Genomic DNA, 16,559 nt, shown 5'->3' with positions numbered 1-16,559 from the left:
ACCCCGCCCGCCCAGCCGCTGCGCCCGTCCGGCGAACCGACCCGGGCGATGCCCGACACGGGCGGCAACGAGCCGACCACGGCGATCCCGACGGGTCAGGCCGCGCCGCAGGACGACGACGCCGACGAGACCAGCACCCGTGCCATCCCGACCGCGCGCCCGACCGATGCCGACGCCGCGACGGAGAAGCTCAACACCCGGCCCGACGACGAGCAGAAGCGTCGTGGGGGCGGCAACGGGGTCAGCGCGCAGGATCTGCTGCGCCGTGAGGGCCGGCTCTGACCGGTCGGCGGTAGCCCGCGCTACGGGGGTGGCTCGGCCTCGATGTCGTCGGGTTCGGCGTACACCCTCGGGGCGCCTTCGGCCTCCATCGCCTCCTCCTCGGCGGCGGGGTCGTCGGCGAGCAGTACCCGTGTGGCGCTGTTGATGAATGCCAGCGTCGGCACGGCCAGCAGCGCGCCGACGATGCCGGCGAGTACGCCGCCGCCGGCGATCACGAGCACGATCGCCAGCGGATGGATCGCGACCGCGCGCCCCATCACCAGCGGCTGAAGCACGTGGCCCTCCAGCTGCTGCACGGCGATGATCAGGCCGAGGGTGATCAGCCCGTAGATCCAACCCTTCGCGATGAGCGCGACGATGACCGCCAGGAAGCCGGTGATCACCGCGCCGACCAGCGGGATGAACGCGCCGAGGAACACCAGCGACGCCAGCGGAAGGGCCAGCGGGATACCCATCACCGCCAGCCCGACCCCGATGCCCGTGGCGTCGACGAGCGCGACCAGGAACGTCGCCCGCACGTAGCCGATCAGCGAACGGAAGCCGGCGCGGCCGGCGTCGCGCACCCTGCCCCGCACGTCCGCCGGGAACACCTGGGTGACGAACGCGAAGATGTTGCGGCCGCCGTGCAGCAGGAAGATCAGCGTGAACAGCACCAGCAGTGCGCCGGTGACGATCTCGGTCAGCGTGCCCGCGGTCGACAACGCCCCGCTGGTCACCTTCTCCTGGTTGCTGCGCAGCGCCTCGATCGCCGCGTCGCGGGCCTGGTTGATCTGCGTCGGGCTGACGCCGAGCGGTCCGTCGGTCAGCCACCGCCCCAGCCCCTCGATACTGGTCGACACCTGGGTCACCAGTTCCGGTGCGCCCTCGATGAACTGGTTGACCACGAACGCCAGCAGCCCGCCGAACAACGCGAAACCCGACAGCAGCACCAGCGCCACCGCCCCGCCCCTGGGCGCGCCGCGCCGGTCCAGGAAGTCCACGACCGGCATCAGCAGCGCGGCCAGGATGGTGGCCAGCGCGACCGGCACGAACAGGATCTCCAGCCGCAGCACCAACCACAGCAGCGCGACGACCGCGCCGAAGATCAGCAGCAGCCGCCAGGACCAGGCCGCCGCCTTCCGCACCAGCGGGCTCACCGACGCGTCGGCGAAAGTGTCAAAAGACGGTGGACCTGACATTCCGGTAGCGTAACGGCCCCGTCTGTAGGTGCCCTGGATCTGCGATTTCGGGCTGCCGTCGGCTTACCCTTGACCCCGTGTCTCACGACGCGCCCGCGAGCGGCACGCAGACCGGCCCCGCCGGCCCGGGCCGAACGCGCGGCAAGTACTGGTGGGTGCGCTGGGCGCTGATCGTCCTCGCCGTCGTGGTGCTGGCCGTGGAATTGGCGTTGGTGCGCGACCAGCTGGCCAAGGCGTGGGAGAGCCTGCTGTCGGCAAACTGGTGGTGGGTGCTGGCCGCCGCCGCCGCGGCGATGGCGTCCATGCACAGCTTCGCCCAGATCCAGCGAACGCTGCTGCGCTCGGCCGGGGTGCGGGTGCACCAGTGGCGGTCCGAATCGGCGTTCTACGCGGGCAACGCGCTGTCGACCACGCTGCCCGGCGGCCCCGTGCTGTCGGCGACGTTCATCTACCGGCAGCAGCGACTGTGGGGCGCGTCCCCGCTGGTCGCGTCCTGGCAGCTGGTGATGTCCGGGGTGCTGCAGGTCATCGGCCTGGCACTGCTCGGCCTCGGCGGCGCGTTCCTGCTCGGCGCCAGCGAGAACCCGCTGTCGCTGATCTTCTCCCTCGGCGGTTTCCTGGCACTGGTCCTGCTCGCCCAGGCCGTGGCGAGCCGCCCCGAACTGCTCGACGGCCTTGGCGCGCGGGTGCTGGCCTGGACCAACTCGGTGCGCGGCAAACCCGCCGACACCGGGGTGGCCAAGTGGCGCGAGATCCTGGCCCAGCTCGCGGCGGTGCATCTGGGCCGGCGCGATCTCAGCGAGGCATTCGGCTGGTCGCTGTTCAACTGGGTCGCCGACGTCGCCTGCCTGCTGTTCGCCTGCTACGCCACCGGCGGGCACCCGTCCCTGGCCGGTGTCACCGTCGCCTACGCCGCGGCGCGGGCGGTCGGCTCCATCCCGCTGATGCCCGGCGGCCTGCTCGTCGTCGAGGCGGTGCTGGTGCCCGGCCTGGTGTCGAGCGGGATGTCGCTGGCCTCGGCGATCTCGGCGATGCTGGTCTACCGGCTGATCAGCTGGATCTTCATCTCCGCGATCGGCTGGGTGGTGTTCTTCTGCATGTTCCGCACCGAGAGCGAGCTCGACCCGGACTCCACCGGCGACGTCCCCGAGGAGGCGCTGCAGCCCCCCCAGTTCAGTCCCGACCCCGAGGCATTCCACCCGCCGGACGAGAAATCCGGCGCCCCGCCGGATGATCCGGACCATCCACGAAAGTAGTTGTGCCACATGAAGGTACATGCTCTTCTCGCCGCCGCCGCGGTATCGGTGCTCGCTGCCGGCTGTTCGTCGGCGCCGGAGACCACCACCGCCGCCACTAGCATGGCGGCACCGGCGGACGGCCCGGTCCCCCCGCCCCCGTCCGCGGTGCCGCCGCCGGGACCGTCGATGGCCACCCCGGTGGTGGGCCGGGTGCTGGCCGCACCCATCCCGGTGCCGGCCAGCGACGGCAAGACCCACCTGGCCTACGAGTTGCAGCTGACCAACACCCTGGCTCAGGACGTGACCCTGACCTCGGTCGACGTCCGCGCCGGGGACCGCACACTGCTGCAGCTGCCCGGTGACCGCCTCGCCTACTGGACCCGTGTCCTCGGAAACCCCGACCCGGCAACGGTCATCGGCCCCGCCCAGACCGCGACCGTGATTCTGGATGTCGAGCTGTCACCGGACGAGGCGGTGCCCGATCAGTTGATCCACGCTGTCGGCATCACCGTGCCCGAGCCGATGCTGCCGCTGTTCCCTGCGGCGATGACCGCCGACATCGCTCCCGTGGCCGTGCAGACCCGCAAGCCGGTGGCCATCTCCGCGCCACTGGCCGGGCCGAACTGGCTGGACGCCAACAGCTGCTGCGACATGACAGCGCACCGGACGGCACTCAACCCGATCAACGGTGAGATCTGGGCCGCGGAGCGTTTCGGGATCGACTACCTGCAGCTCGGTCCGGATGGCCGGTTGTTCACCGGGGCCAGGGACAACGTCGAGAGCTACCCGTTCTACGGTAGCGAGATCCTGGCCGTCGGCGACGGTCCGGTGGTGGACGTCCAGGACGGGCTGCCCGAGCAGATCCCCGGCGTGACACCGACGGGGCTGGCCCTGAACGAGTACGGCGGCAACTACGTCGTCCAGGATCTCGGCGGCGGCAACTATGCGTTCTACGCGCACATGCAGACCGGCTCGGTGAAGGTGAAGGCGGGTGAACAGCTCACCGCCAGGCAGGTGATCGGCTCGCTGGGCAACAGCGGCAACAGCGATGCGCCGCACCTGCATTTCCACGTGATGGACTCGCCCCACCCGCTGCGCGCCAACGGGCTGCCGTTCGTGTTCACCGAGTACTCACTGGATTCTCGGGTAACCGCGGACGTCGTCGAGGGCCTGCTGGCCGGTGACGCGGCGAAGCTTGAGCCGGGCTTCGCACCGCGTGACGAAAAGGGCACCAGCCCACTGGTTTACGATGTGATGACCTATGCCGAACGATGATCTCCCCGACCGCGCGCTGGTACTGAAGGCGCTCGCCACCGATCTCGTGTGCGTCGTGCTGTTCTGCACGATCGGACGGCGCAGCCACGCCGAGGGGCTGACCCTCGGCGGCATCGCCGAGACCGCATGGCCGTTCCTCACCGGCACCGCTGCCGGGTGGGTGCTGGCCCGCGCGTGGCAGCGGCCGGCGTCGTTGGCCCCCACCGGGCTGGTGGTGTGGGTGGCCACGGTCGTCGTCGGGATGCTGCTGCGCAAGGTGACCGGGCAGGGCACCGCCGTGAGCTTCATCGTGGTCGCGTCGTTGACCACCGCGGTGCTGCTTCTCGGGTGGCGGGCCGCGGCCCGAGTGCTGGCCCGGCGCTCGTCAGTCTGAATTACCTATCGGTGCAACGCTGTTCGACACCGTGAGGGTCGCGCGCAGACCGCCGAGCGGGCTGTCGGACAACGCGATGGTGCCGCCGTGCAGCGCCGCCTGCTGCGCCACCAGCGCCAGCCCAAGTCCCGAGCCGCCGGGTGCGGCGTTGCTGCCGCGGGCGAAGCGGCCCAGCACCGCCTGGTGTTCGCCGGCGGGCAGCCCGCGGCCGTTGTCGTCGACGACGATCGTGACCACGTCACCGTCCCGGTGCGCGGCGAGCACGATGCGGGTCGCCTGACCGTGGTTGACGGCGTTGCGGACCAGGTTGTCCACCGCCAGCCGCAGACCGCCGGGCCAGCCGATCACGGTGCCGAGGTCGTCGGCCGCGTCGATCTCGATCTCGACGTCGCGACCCACCCGCATGTTCTCGCGCCCGACCCGGTCGAGCAGGTCGGTCACGTCGATCACCTCGCGGTCGGAGGCCTGCGCGAGTTGCCCGGAGGCGAGCTGGCCCAGCGCGGTGATGATGCCCTCGACCCGGCGCTGGGCCCGGGACAGGTCGGCGACCACCTCGTCGCGTTCGTCCTCGGGCAGGTTGTGGATGCGCAGAGTGTCGAGGTCGGCGCGCATCGCGGTCAACGGGGTGCGCAGCTCGTGGGCGGCGTTGGCGGCGAAGTCCTGGGCGGCCTGCAGCGAGTTGGTGGTATCGCGTTGCGCCGCGGCCAGCCGGTCCAGCATCGCGCTCATCGCCTCGGAGAGGTCCTCGGCCTCCCGCACGCCGCGCACCGCGGGGATCTGCGCGGTGCCGTGGTCGAGCCGTTTGGTGTGCTCGGTGAGTTTGCGCAGCGGCCTGATCGCCGGGCCGGCCAGCAGCCAGCCCAGCACGCCGGCGAGCAGCACGGTGGCCACGCCGACGCCGATGTAGAGCGGGATCCTGGCCCGGCTCAGCAGGATGCTGTCGGCGCGGATGCCGATCGACATCAGCACCCCGCCCTCCTGATCGACCGGGATGGTGCGCACGCGGTAGTCGACGCCGTTGACGGCGACGGTGTCGGTACCCGGAGCCAGCGCGGGCAGCTGCAGGCCGCGCTGGTAGACCACCTGGCCGGACGACCGCGACCGGCCGGTCTGCAGCACCCCGCGGCGCGGGTCGGACAGCTGATCGGGGAAGACGCTGGCGTCGACGATCGCGTCCAGCCTGCGATCCAGTTGCGCCTCGTCGTTGCCGGCCAGCACCAGCGAGGTCAGGATCGTGAACGCGGCGACGACGGCGGCCGCGGCCGCGGCCGCGGCGATGGCCACCCTGGTGCGCAGGGAGGCCGACCGGAGGGAACGCGGGATTGTGAGCAGCCTCAAGCTTCTTCCCGCAGCACGTAGCCGATACCGCGGACCGTGTGGATGATCCGCGGCAGACCGTCGCGCTCCAGTTTCCGCCGCAGGTAGGACACGAACACGTCGGCGACGTTGGTGTCGACGTCGAAGTCGTAGCCCCAGACCAGCTCGAGCAGCCGTTGCCGGCTCAGCACCACGCCGGCGTTCTCGGCCAGCGCGGCCAGCAGGTCGAACTCCCGCTTGGTCAGCTCGACCCGCTCACCGGCGACGAACACCAACCGTCGGGAGGTGTCGATGGTCAGCGAACCCACGGTCATCGTGTCCGAGGCCGGGTCGGAGTGGTGTGCGCGGCGCAGCAGCGCGTGCAGCCGGGCGACCAACTCGCCGAGGTCGAACGGTTTGGTCAGGTAGTCGTCGGCGCCGGCTTCGAGCCCGGCGATGCGGTCGTTGACGGTGTCGCGGGCCGACAGCACGCAGATCGGGATGTCGTTACCCAGCGCCCGCAGCGCGGTCACCACCGCGACACCGTCGAGCTCGGGCATCTGCACGTCCAGCACCAGCGCGTCGTGCGATTCGCTGGACAGCAGCCGCAGCGCTTCTTTGCCCGTCGCCGCGACCCGGACGTCGAACCCCGAGTGCCGCAGTCCGCGGGCCACCGAGGTTCGCACGTCCGGATCGTCGTCGACCATCAACACCGTCCGGCCCGCGCCGTCCTGGGCGGACGGCTCCCCCCCACGCGCGGGCGGAGCATCCACCCTGTCTCGCACCGGCGTTACGGGAAGTTCGGTCCGTCGGGGTCCTCAGGGCTGAAGCCGCAACGGTGCTTGATGTCGGCCAGCGGCTGGCGGACAGTGCGCAGCTCGTCACTCACCTGCGGGTTCTTCGCCAGGTAGTCGGCGAGTTCGGCCCGGAGCTGATCGACCGGCTTGCCGTGCAGGGAGGTCATGTAGTCGTTCACCGCAGGGTGGGCGAACAGGTAGTTCGAGGTGGCTGCCGAAACACCGGAGGCGACCCCCGCGAAGTCGGCGGCCGTGCAGTTCGGCGGAGGCGGGGCCGGCTGGGCAGAGGCGGAGGGCAGAAGACCGAACATCATCCCGCCGGACACCGCGCCTGCGCCGAGCACACCCACGACTGCGCGACGCACAGTTGGGGCCGAGAACACCATGGAGGCTCCTTCTTTTGAGGTGGACCGGCCCCCTGTTCGGTGACCGGTCAGGACCATCCTAGAAAGCTAAGCAGAACCGCCGCCGACTTTCTCGGGTAGCGGGTTAACCGCCGATGAGAAAGTCGCTGGCTGAAGGGGTCAGCCGGGGGCGCTGACACCGACGTTCTGGGCCGCCGGCAACGCCGGGCTCTGCTGGGCGGCCTGCATCAGCCCGAACACCTGGGGCAGCGTCACGGGCAGCCGGCACTTGCCCGACAGCGCGACCAACGGCTGCTGCAGCCGCTGCAGATCCGAGGCGGCCGCGGGGTTGGCGTCGAAGTAGGCCTTCAGCGCGCCGATCGACTCCGGCCCCTGCTGCTGCTGGGAGATCCGGGTGATGGCCTGGTTGGTCTTGGGGTTGGCCTCCAGGTAGTTGCCGGTGTAGGTGGCGACCTCGGCCACCGTCTTGGCGACTTCGCTGGCCGCGCACGGATCCGGCGCCGCCGTCGCGGCCGGGCCGGTCAGCATCACCGTCCCGACGCCGCCCGCGAGGACGGCCGCGATTCGTGTGACCAGGTGCATGACGAACTCCTAACAGTTCGCTAACACGCATGACGTGCGCTGCACGCGTGCTGCGATGATCGAGCAGAGGGTCCCCCGACGCCTGTGCGGCTCGTCCGCCATCCTGCCATCGCACCCGCGACTCCGACGACCACAGCAGCGTCGAACCCGCAGGCATCAGACCAGCTTTAGGCGTCCCTGCCAGGCTGTTTCCGCCCGGCGGGCTGACAGAAAGCTGTTGTACCCTCTCGCTAACGCCGGCCGGGGAGAAAGTGGGGAGTTCCGATCCAGCAGTTCATGATGCGCTTGAGCAGCAACCTGCGCAGGTTCCGCTGGGCGGTGTTCGCTGTCTGGATCCTGCTCCTGGTGCCCTCGGTGTATCTGGCGCTGCATCAGTCCAGCCACCTCACCGGCGGCGGCTTCGAGGTCGAGGGCTCCCAGTCGCTGTACGTGCAGCGCCAGCTGGAGGCCGACTTCCCGGATCAGGGCGCCTCCCCGCTCGCGTTGGTCGCCGCGCCCCGCCCGGACGCGTCGTTCGAGGACATGACCGCCGCGGTCGCCCAACTGGAGCGGTTGGCCGCCGAGGTGCCCAGCGTCAAGGTGGTCCCGACGCCGCAGCAGCCGCCCCCGCAGCCCGACCGTCCGTACGTCATCACGCTGCAGCTGGACTTCGAGAACACCGGCGCGGTCGACGTCGCCAAGCAGCTGCGCGAGAAGGTCGGTGTCGACGGCGAGGACGCCGGCGAGATGGAGAACGGCAAGGTCCGGCTCTACGTCATCGGCCAGGGCGCGCTCGGCGCGGCCGCGACGCTGGCCACCAAGCACGACATCGCCCAGGCCGAGAAGTGGAACTTCCCGATCGTGCTGGTGATCCTGCTGGCGGTGTTCGGCTCGCTGGCCGCCGCGGCGATGCCGTTGCTGCTGGGGGTCTGCACGGTCGTGGTGACCATGGGCCTGGTCCTGCTGTTGTCGATGTACACCACGATGTCGGTGTTCGTGACCTCGACGGTGTCGATGTTCGGCATCGCGGTCGCGATCGACTATTCGCTGTTCATCCTGATGCGCTTCCGGGAGGAGTTGCGCGCGGGCCGGGAACCGGAGGACGCCGCCGACGCCGCGATGGCGACGTCGGGCCTGGCGGTGGTGCTGTCCGGCCTGACGGTGATCGCGTCGGTCACCGGGATCTACCTGATCAACACCCCGGTGCTGCAATCGATGGCCACCGGCGCAATCCTGGCCGTCGCCGTCGCGGTGCTGACCTCCACCACGCTGACCCCTGCGGTGCTGGCGACGTTCGGCAACCGGATCGCCAAGCGGTCCTCGTATCTGCACCTGGGCCGCGGCGTGGAGGCGACGCAGTCGAGGTTCTGGACCCGCTGGACGGGCTGGGTGATGCGCCGTCCGTGGCTGTCGGCGACGGCCGCGGCGGTGTTGCTGCTGACGTTCGCCGCGCCGGCGTTCTCGATGACGCTGGGCAACAGCATGCAGCGGCAGTTCGAACCGACCCACGAGATCCGCGGCGGGGTCAACGCCGCCGCCGAGGCGCTCGGGGCAGGCGCGCTGGGGCCGGTGCGGGTGCTGGTGACCTTCCCCGACGGGGACTCCGCGCAGGCCGAGGAGCCGCTGCTGGGGTCGCTGCGGGCGAAGATGACCGAGGCGCCCAACACCGTGTCGGTGTCCCCGCCGGTGTTCGGCTCCGACGGGCGCAGCGCGCTGCTGTCGGCGGTGCTGTCGGTCGACCCGGAGGACATGGGCGCTCGCGACACGGTCGACTGGATGCGGGACCAGCTGCCCGCAGTGGCCGGGGACGCCGCACGCGTCGACGTGGGCGGTCCGACGGCGCTGATCAAGGACTTCGACGACCGGGTCTCCGAGACGCAGCCGTGGGTGTTCCTGTTCGTCGCGATGATCGCGTTCGTGATGCTGCTGGTCTCGATCCGGTCGGTGTTCCTGGCGCTCAAGGGCGTGCTGATGACCGTGCTGTCGGTCGCGGCGGCCTACGGCTCCCTGGTGGTGGTGTTCCAGTGGGGCTGGCTCTCCGATCTCGGTTTCAAGCAGATCTCGTCGCTGGACAGCACGATCCCGCCCCTGGTGCTGGCGCTGACCTTCGGGCTGTCGATGGACTACGAGATCTTCCTGCTCACCCGGATCCGGGAGCGCTTCCTGCAGACCGGCAACACCCGTGACGCGGTGGCCTACGGGGTGTCGACGTCTGCCCGCACCATCACCAGCGCGGCGCTGATCATGATCGCGGTGTTCATCGGGTTCGCGTTCGCCGGTATGCCACTGGTCGCGCAGCTCGGTGTCGCGTGCGCGGTGGCCATCGCGGTGGACGCCACGGTGGTGCGGCTGGTGCTGGTGCCCGCGCTGATGGCGATGTTCGACGAGTGGAACTGGTGGCTGCCGCGCTGGCTGGACCGCCTGCTGCCGTCGGTGGACTTCGAGAAGCCGCTGCCCAAGGCCGACATCGGCGACCTGGTGATCATTCCCGACGACATCTCCGCGCTGGCGCCGTCGGGTTCGGATCTGCGCACCGTGGTCAAATCCGCCGCGAAGCTCAAAACGCTTGTCCCGCAGGCTGTCACGGTGGCCGATCCACTCGCGTTCAGCGGCTGCCAGCCCAACACGAAGATCACAGGCAGCCGGGTGGGCCGCGACGAGCGGATCACCGTGGCGGTCACCAACCGGGCGCACGGCAAGACCGTCGCGGTGAAGCTGCCCAAACACCCGGTGACGATGTGGCGGGGCAGGCTCGACGTCGCGCTCGACGCGCTGGCGCTCGAGAAGGCCGGCGAGCAGGCCGCGCACGACGACGAGGGCAGGCCCGTCCTGGAACGGATCAGCCCGATGGAGACCACCAACGTGCTGTTGCCCACCGGTGACCGGTTGCAGATCCCGACCGGTGCCGAGACGTTGCGGCTGAAGAGTTTTCTGATCCTGCAGCGCAACGACGCACACGACTACCGCGAGTTTGCCGAGCTGGTGGACTCGATGGACCCCGAGACCGCGGCGGAGGTCCTCGCCGGCATGGACCGGTACTACTCTGGTCAACCGGCGCGGCCGCACCGGGCGGACGCCCGCACCAGCCACTGGGTGGCCACCCAGTTGGTGCGGCGACTGGCCGAGCCCGCACCGAACGACGGGCCGGATATCGCCGCGGCCGGTGCCGACGGAGAGGCCGAGTGGGCACGGGTCAGGCAACGCTGCCTCGCGGTGGCGGTGGCGATGTTGGAGGAGACGAGGTGATGGTGGCCCCAGAGTCGCCGGACGTACGCGGCGCAGATCGCCGCGCCGACCCGCCCGCCGACGACCGCCCGGTCGAGTTCTGGCCCACCGCGGCCATCCGGGCGGCACTGGAGAGCGACGACCTCGCCGTGTGGCAGCGCATCGTCGTGGCGATCAAGCGGGACCCGTTCGGCCGGACCGCCCGCCAGGTCGAGGAAGTGCTCGAGACCGCCCGGCCCTACGGGGTCTCGCGGGCGATGTCGGAGGTGCTGCACCGCACCCGCGAGCACCTGGAGGCCAACGAGCGTGCCGAGGTGGCCCGCCACGTGCACCTGCTGCTGGAGCGTTCCGGGCTCGGCGAGCAGGAGTTCGCCTCGCGCATCGGGGTTCCCGCCGAGGACTTCGCGGCCTATCTGCGGGGCAGCACCAGCCCGCCCGCATCGCTGATGATCAGGATGGGCCGGCTCTCGGAGCGGTTCGCCAAAATCCGCGCCCAGCGCTCCGGCGGCTGACCGCCGCCCCACTTCCTGTCACTTGACAGAAACATTCGCAGCGCACTGTTAACCGACGGGGCGCCATCGGTTACGCCACCGCAACCACCGCACCGCCGCCGCGGCGAAAACTGTCACTCGACAGAAAGCCCGCCTCCCCGGCGGCCACCCGACGTTGCGGGAGTAGTCAGTGACGAGCACGAAGACCATGTCCGAGACCGCCACCACGGCGGGCGCGCGGGCGCACGCACGCGCCCAGCACGGCCGCACCGCCGAGTTCATGCGCCACATACCGGCCTCGACAAGCCCGAATCCACCCGACGGTGTGCCCGCCGAACAACTGGTGTGGTCGGAAACCGTTGCGCCGGGCGGATACACGACCTCGGTGCTGGCGCGCGGCACCCGGCTGCGGCTCTCCGACCCGGTCGGCGACGCCTGCGCGCACCTGCTGCTGCACCGCGCCGACGCGCCGCACGAACGGCTCAACATCGCCGACACCGTCAAGGTCCCGTGGCAGGCCTACCCCGGAGTCGGGCACCCGCTGCTCAGCGGGTTCGGCAGGGCGCTGGCCACTGTGGTCGTCGACACGTCCGGCCACCACGACGCGCTGACCGGAACCTCCACGCGGGCAGGCAATCTGGAGCGCTACGGCGCGGCCGCACCGCAATCGGAGTCCCCCGCCGGGCGTGAGCTGTTCACGCTGGCCGCGCTCAAGCACGGGCTGGGCCGGCGCGACCTGCCGCCGTCGATCTCGTTCTTCCAGGGGGTGCGCGTCGACGCCGACGGCACGTTCGCCTGGCGCGGCTCGGCGGGCGCGGGCACCACCGTGGACCTGGTGTTGCACGTGGACGCGATCGTGTTGCTGGCCAACACCGCCCACCCGCTGGACCCGCGGCCGGAGTTCACCTGTTCACCGCTGCTCGTGCACGCGTGGCCCGCTCCCGAGGACCTGCGCCGGCTCGTCGCCGGCGATCTGGTCGGCCCGCTGGGCCCGGAGCACCGCCAGGCCATCGCCAACACCGACGCCGACCTCGCCGCGAGAGGACAACTGTGACAACCACTTACGACACCACGGACAACACCACGGCGGCCCGGCCGCTCGTCGCGGGACCGGTGGTGCTCGACGAGCACGTCGCCGCCAGGGCCGCGTGGTCGGCCGTCGTCGCCGCCGGGGACGTGCTGACCATCGTCGACCTGGCCGGCAACCAGGCCGTCGACTGCCTGCTCTACGCGGCCACCGACACCGCGGTGCGCTACTCGGCGCCCGAGACCATCCGCAGGCAGGGCCGGATCACGCTGACCACCGGCTCGGTGCTGCGCGCCGACACCGGCGATGCGTTGATGACCGTCGTCGCCGACGAGGTGGGCGCCCACGACACCCTCGGCGGCGCCTGCTCGAAGGAGTCCAACACGCTGCGCTACGGCCAGCACACCCGCGCCCAGCACGGCTGCATGGAGAACTTCCTGCTCGAAGGCTCACGATGGGGGCTCACCGCCCGCGATCTGGCGAGCAACATCAACTGGTTCATGAACGTCCCGGTGGATCCCGACGGTGCGCTGGGCATCGTCGACGGGTTGTCCGCACCGGGCAAGCGCGTCGCGTTGCGCGCCGACGTCGACACGCTGGTGCTGGTGTCGAACTGCCCGCAGATCAACAACCCCTGCAACGCTTTCGACCCGACCCCGGTCCGGATGATCGTCACCCGGCCGGCGGACCTCGCATGACCGGCACCGTCCTGATCGCCAACCGCGGCGAGATCGCCGTGCGCCTGATCCGCGCCGCCCGCACGCTCGGGCTGGGCACCGTGGCGGTGTTCTCCGACGCCGACCGCGGCGCGCCGCACGTGTCGATGGCCGACGCCGCCGTGCGGATCGGGCCTGCCGCACCGCGGGAGAGCTATCTGCGCACCGACGCGATCCTGTCGGCCGCGGCCGCCACCGGCGCGACGGTGATCCACCCCGGCTACGGATTCCTTTCCGAGGACGCTGGTTTCGCCGCGGCCGTGGAGGCAGCCGGGATCGCGTTCGCCGGTCCGACGCCGGAACAGCTGCGCCGCTTCGGCACCAAGCACACCGCCAGGGCCGCGGCGCGGGCCGCCGGAGTGCCGATCTTCCCGGGCTCGGAGCTGCTCGCCGACGCCGACGCCGCGGTCGCCGCGGCCGCCGAGATCGGTTATCCGGTGATGCTCAAGGCCACCGGCGGTGGCGGAGGCATCGGGATGCAGGTGTGCCGCGGCGCCGACGAGCTGCGCTCGGCGTACGCCCGGGTGGTCGCGCAGGCCGAACGCAGTTTCGGCTCGGCCGGGGTGTTCGTGGAGCGCTATGTCGACAACGCCCGCCACGTCGAGGTGCAGATCTTCGGCGACGGCACGGGCCGCGTGCTGTCGCTGGGCGATCGCGACTGCTCGCTGCAGCGGCGCCACCAGAAGGTGCTGGAGGAGGCCCCGGCCCCGGCCCTGCCCGACGAGGTCCGCGAGCGGCTGCACAGCTCGTCGCGGGCGCTGGCCGCCGCGGTCGGGTACCGCTCGGCGGGCACCGTCGAGTTCATCTACGACCCGGTGCGCCGCGAGGCGTCGTTCCTCGAGGTCAACGCACGGCTGCAGGTCGAGCACCCGGTCACCGAGGCCGTCACCGGTGTCGATCTGGCCGGCTGGATGCTGCGCCTGGCCGGGGGGGACACGTCGATGCTCGACGATTACCCGACCGGGGCCGTGCCGGTCTCCGGGCACGCCGTCGAGGCCCGCATCTACGCCGAGGACCCGGCGCGCGACTACCGGCCCAGCACCGGCATCCTGACCCGCGTCCGGTTCCCCGACGATGCCCGCGTCGACTCCTGGGTCGCCGACGGTACCGAGGTCTCCGCCGCCTACGACCCGCTGCTGGCCAAGATCGTCACCGCCGGGCCCGACCGCGACGACGCGTTCGACCGGCTGCACCGGGCGCTGGCGGAGACCGAGCTGCACGGCATCGAGGTCAACGTCGGAATGCTCTGCGCGGCTGTCCAACACGACGCCGTGCGGTCGGCGCGGCACAGCACCGCCACCCTGGCCGGGGTCACCGACCCGCGGCCGCGGATCACCGTCGAGCGGCCGGGCCTGATGACCACCGTGCAGGACGTGCCGGGCCGGGTCGGCCTGTGGCAGGTCGGGGTGCCGCCGAGCGGGCCGATGGACGACCTGTCGTTCCGGCTCGGCAACCGCGCGCTGGGCAACCCCGACGATGCCGCGGGCCTCGAATGCACCGCGGCCGGACCGGCGCTGCGGTTCACCCACCCGACCACGGTGTGCGTCACCGGCGCCGAATGTCTGGTCACCGTCGACGGCGCCCCGGTGCCGATGTGGGAGCCGGTGCAGATCCCCGCCGACGGCGTCCTGGACGTCGGCACCGCCGCGGTGGGGCTGCGCACCTACGTGCTGATCGCCGGCGGCCTCGACGTGCCGGCCTACCTCGGCAGCGCGTCGACGTTCACGCTGGGCCGTTTCGGCGGACACGGCGGCCGCGCGCTGGTCATCGGAGATGTGCTGCGGGCCAAGGCCACCGATGGGGCAACCGAGCGCGCCGGACGGCCGGGCGCCGGACCGGTGCCGCCGGAGGTGCGGCCGGCGCTGACCGGCGAGTGGGAGCTGGCGGTCACCGAGGGTCCGCACGGGGCTCCGGAGTTCTTCACCCGCGCCGACATGGACACGCTGTTCGAGGCGCGCTACCGCGTGCACTTCAACTCCGCGCGCACCGGGGTGCGGCTGGAGGGCCCGAAGCCGCAGTGGGCGCGTCCCGACGGCGGTGAGGCCGGTCTGCACCCATCGAACATCCACGACAACGCCTACTCGGTGGGCGCACTGGACTTCACCGGCGACACCCCGATCCTGCTCGGCCCCGACGGGCCCAGCCTGGGCGGGTTCGTGTGCCCGGTCACCGTGATCGCCGCGCAGCGCTGGAAACTCGGTCAGCTGCGCCCCGGGGACACGGTGCGGTTCGTCCCGGTTCCGGCGGCCGACGCGCCGTCACGCGCCGAGTTGGGCACCCCGCGCGCCGCGGCCAGCCCGCACGTGGTGCGTCGCGGTCGCGACGGCGACGACGGCGTGCTGGCCCGGTGTGCCGGGGTGGACGGTGCGCCCGAGGTCACCTACCGCCGCAGCGGCGACGACAACGTCCTGGTCGAGTACGGCGACATCGTGCTGGATCTCGCGCTGCGCGCCCGGGTGCACGCGCTGCACACCCGGCTGGACGGCGCCGCCGCGGGCATCCTCGACCTGACGCCGGGGATCCGGTCGCTGCAGGTGCACGTCGACCCCGACGTGCTGCCGATCCCGAAGCTGCTCGGCCTGCTGGCCGAGATCGAGGACGACCTGCCCGCCTCGTCGGAGCTGGTGGTGCCGAGCCGGCTGGTGCGGCTGCCGCTGAGCTGGGACGACCCGGCGACCCGGGAGGCGATCGCCCGCTACACCTCCGGGGTCCGCGACGACGCGCCGTGGTGCCCGTCCAACATCGAGTTCATCAGGCGCATCAACGGTCTGGCGTCGCAGGACGACGTGCGCGCGACGGTGTTCGACGCCCAGTACCTGACGCTCGGCCTCGGCGACGTGTACCTCGGGGCGCCGGTCGCGACGCCGCTGGATCCGCGGCACCGGCTGGTGACGACCAAGTACAACCCGGCCCGCACCTGGACGGCCGAGAACTCCGTCGGCATCGGCGGCGCGTACCTGTGCATCTACGGGATGGAGGGCCCCGGCGGCTATCAGTTCGTCGGCCGCACCACCCAGGTGTGGAGTCGTTACCGCCACACGGCGCCGTTCGAACCCGGAAGTCCCTGGCTGCTGCGGTTTTTCGACCGAATTTCGTGGTATCCGGTGTCGGCCGAGGAGCTGCTGGAATTGCGAGCCGACATGGCCGCAGGCCGGGGCTCGGTCGACATCACCGACGGCGTGTTCTCCCTCGCCGAGCACGAACGGTTCCTGGCCGACAACGCCGACGACATCGCCGCGTTCCGTTCCCGGCAGGCGGCCGCGTTCTCCGCCGAGCGGACCGCGTGGGCGGCCGCCGGCGAGTTCGACCGCGCCGAGAAAGCCGCGTCGAAGGCCACCGACGCCGATACCGGGGACCTGGTGCTCGACGACGGTGACGAGCGGGTCGACGCTCCGTTCGCGTCGAGCGTGTGGAAGGTCGACGTCGCCGTCGGTGACCGGGTGGTGGCCGGACAGCCGTTGCTGGCGCTGGAGGCGATGAAGATGGAGACCGTGCTGCGCGCCCCGGCCGACGGGGTGGTCACCCAGATCCTGGTCTCCGCTGGGCATCTCGTCGATCCCGGCACCCCACTGGTCGTGGTCGGCACCGGAGTGCGCGCATGAGCGCCGTCGAACGGGTCCGCGCCGCGTACGCCGCGATCGAGGCCGTGGACCGGCCGGAGATCTGGATCGCGCTGCGCCCGCAGGCCGACGCGCTGGCCGACGCGCACGCGGTGGACGCCGCGCACGCGGCAGG

General features: G+C 71.4%; 14 protein-coding genes. 9 read left to right on the top strand and 5 right to left on the bottom strand.

Annotation, left to right across the window (positions count from 1 at the left end; all coding sequences use genetic code 11):
* Positions 1-282 (top strand): hypothetical protein (locus MVA01S_RS22555; RefSeq protein ID WP_159426341.1); only part of this gene is annotated, 282 nt, incomplete at its 5' end.
* A 20-nt stretch (positions 283-302) separates the two neighbouring features.
* On the opposite strand, the gene MVA01S_RS22550 is transcribed toward MVA01S_RS22555, so the two are convergent.
* A complete protein-coding gene (locus tag MVA01S_RS22550) occupies positions 303-1,460 on the bottom strand; it encodes an AI-2E family transporter (RefSeq protein WP_040541446.1) in 1,158 nt (385 codons plus the stop codon).
* 77 nt (positions 1,461-1,537) lie between these two features.
* On the opposite strand from MVA01S_RS22550, the gene MVA01S_RS22545 reads away from it, so the two are divergent.
* Genes MVA01S_RS22545 through MVA01S_RS22535 form a run of 3 tightly spaced genes read left to right on the top strand, consistent with a single transcriptional unit; the run spans position 1,538 to position 4,346 of the window.
* Positions 1,538-2,716, top strand: coding sequence for a lysylphosphatidylglycerol synthase transmembrane domain-containing protein (locus MVA01S_RS22545; RefSeq protein WP_003930844.1), 1,179 nt, complete (start codon positions 1,538-1,540; stop codon positions 2,714-2,716).
* A 9-nt stretch (positions 2,717-2,725) separates the two neighbouring features.
* The gene (locus MVA01S_RS22540; RefSeq protein WP_003930843.1) at positions 2,726-3,973 is read left to right on the top strand and encodes a M23 family metallopeptidase; all 1,248 of its coding nucleotides are present in this window, start codon (positions 2,726-2,728) and stop codon (positions 3,971-3,973) included.
* Complete coding sequence (locus MVA01S_RS22535) at positions 3,960-4,346, top strand: DUF3054 domain-containing protein (protein ID WP_003930842.1); 387 nt, start codon at positions 3,960-3,962, stop codon at positions 4,344-4,346. The genes MVA01S_RS22540 and MVA01S_RS22535 overlap by 14 nt, the downstream gene beginning before the upstream one ends.
* Here MVA01S_RS22535 and MVA01S_RS22530 read toward each other — a convergent pair.
* From MVA01S_RS22530 to MVA01S_RS22515, 4 genes are all read right to left on the bottom strand, one after another.
* Positions 4,338-5,684: a sensor histidine kinase gene (locus tag MVA01S_RS22530; RefSeq protein WP_040541444.1), complete on the bottom strand. Its 1,347-nt coding sequence runs from the start codon at positions 5,682-5,684 to the stop codon at positions 4,338-4,340. The genes MVA01S_RS22535 and MVA01S_RS22530 overlap by 9 nt on opposite strands.
* Positions 5,681-6,427 (bottom strand): response regulator transcription factor, encoded by a 747-nt coding sequence (locus MVA01S_RS22525; protein WP_040541443.1) that lies wholly within the window; start codon positions 6,425-6,427, stop codon positions 5,681-5,683. Before MVA01S_RS22525 ends, MVA01S_RS22530 begins: the two co-directional genes overlap by 4 nt.
* Before the next feature lie 5 nt (positions 6,428-6,432).
* Positions 6,433-6,825 (bottom strand): heme-binding protein, encoded by a 393-nt coding sequence (locus tag MVA01S_RS22520; protein ID WP_040541441.1) that lies wholly within the window; start codon positions 6,823-6,825, stop codon positions 6,433-6,435.
* Positions 6,826-6,963: 138 nt separating this feature from the next.
* Complete coding sequence (locus tag MVA01S_RS22515) at positions 6,964-7,386, bottom strand: hemophore (protein ID WP_003930838.1); 423 nt, start codon at positions 7,384-7,386, stop codon at positions 6,964-6,966.
* Positions 7,387-7,662: 276 nt separating this feature from the next.
* On the opposite strand from MVA01S_RS22515, the gene MVA01S_RS22510 reads away from it, so the two are divergent.
* From MVA01S_RS22510 to uca, 5 genes are all read left to right on the top strand, one after another.
* Positions 7,663-10,611 carry an MMPL family transporter gene (locus MVA01S_RS22510; protein ID WP_003930837.1) on the top strand — a complete coding sequence of 983 codons (2,949 nt, stop codon included), beginning with the start codon at positions 7,663-7,665 and terminating at the stop codon, positions 10,609-10,611.
* Positions 10,611-11,102, top strand: a complete 492-nt coding sequence (locus MVA01S_RS22505) for a hypothetical protein (RefSeq protein ID WP_003930836.1) — start codon at positions 10,611-10,613, stop codon at positions 11,100-11,102. Before MVA01S_RS22510 ends, MVA01S_RS22505 begins: the two co-directional genes overlap by 1 nt.
* A gap of 187 nt (positions 11,103-11,289) precedes the next feature.
* Positions 11,290-12,135: an urea amidolyase associated protein UAAP1 gene (locus MVA01S_RS22500; protein WP_003930835.1), complete on the top strand. Its 846-nt coding sequence runs from the start codon at positions 11,290-11,292 to the stop codon at positions 12,133-12,135.
* Positions 12,132-12,806 (top strand): urea amidolyase associated protein UAAP2, encoded by a 675-nt coding sequence (locus MVA01S_RS22495; RefSeq protein WP_003930834.1) that lies wholly within the window; start codon positions 12,132-12,134, stop codon positions 12,804-12,806. The genes MVA01S_RS22500 and MVA01S_RS22495 overlap by 4 nt, the downstream gene beginning before the upstream one ends.
* A complete protein-coding gene (gene uca, locus MVA01S_RS22490; RefSeq protein WP_003930833.1) occupies positions 12,803-16,426 on the top strand; it encodes an urea carboxylase in 3,624 nt (1,207 codons plus the stop codon). The genes MVA01S_RS22495 and uca overlap by 4 nt, the downstream gene beginning before the upstream one ends.
* Positions 16,427-16,559: the final 133 nt, after the last annotated feature.

It is taken from the genome of Mycolicibacterium vaccae NBRC 14118 = CIP 105934, assembly GCF_001552715.1.
Lineage (GTDB): Bacteria > Actinomycetota > Actinomycetes > Mycobacteriales > Mycobacteriaceae > Mycobacterium > Mycobacterium vaccae.
Note: the sequence above shows the minus strand (reverse complement) of the source record. Positions and strands in the feature narration are given on the sequence as shown.

Bases quoted from the DNA above. Each gene is read 5' to 3' on its own strand.
- MVA01S_RS22550 (WP_040541446.1), bottom strand. From the start codon at position 1,460: ATGTCAGGTCCACCGTCTTTTGACACTTTCGCCGACGCGTCGGTGAGC.
- MVA01S_RS22540 (WP_003930843.1), top strand. From the start codon at position 2,726: ATGAAGGTACATGCTCTTCTCGCCGCCGCCGCGGTATCGGTGCTCGCT.
- MVA01S_RS22535 (WP_003930842.1), top strand. From the start codon at position 3,960: ATGCCGAACGATGATCTCCCCGACCGCGCGCTGGTACTGAAGGCGCTC.
- MVA01S_RS22520 (WP_040541441.1), bottom strand. From the start codon at position 6,825: ATGGTGTTCTCGGCCCCAACTGTGCGTCGCGCAGTCGTGGGTGTGCTC.
- MVA01S_RS22515 (WP_003930838.1), bottom strand. From the start codon at position 7,386: ATGCACCTGGTCACACGAATCGCGGCCGTCCTCGCGGGCGGCGTCGGG.
- MVA01S_RS22510 (WP_003930837.1), top strand. From the start codon at position 7,663: ATGATGCGCTTGAGCAGCAACCTGCGCAGGTTCCGCTGGGCGGTGTTC.
- MVA01S_RS22505 (WP_003930836.1), top strand. From the start codon at position 10,611: ATGGTGGCCCCAGAGTCGCCGGACGTACGCGGCGCAGATCGCCGCGCC.
- MVA01S_RS22500 (WP_003930835.1), top strand. From the start codon at position 11,290: ATGTCCGAGACCGCCACCACGGCGGGCGCGCGGGCGCACGCACGCGCC.
- uca (WP_003930833.1), top strand. From the start codon at position 12,803: ATGACCGGCACCGTCCTGATCGCCAACCGCGGCGAGATCGCCGTGCGC.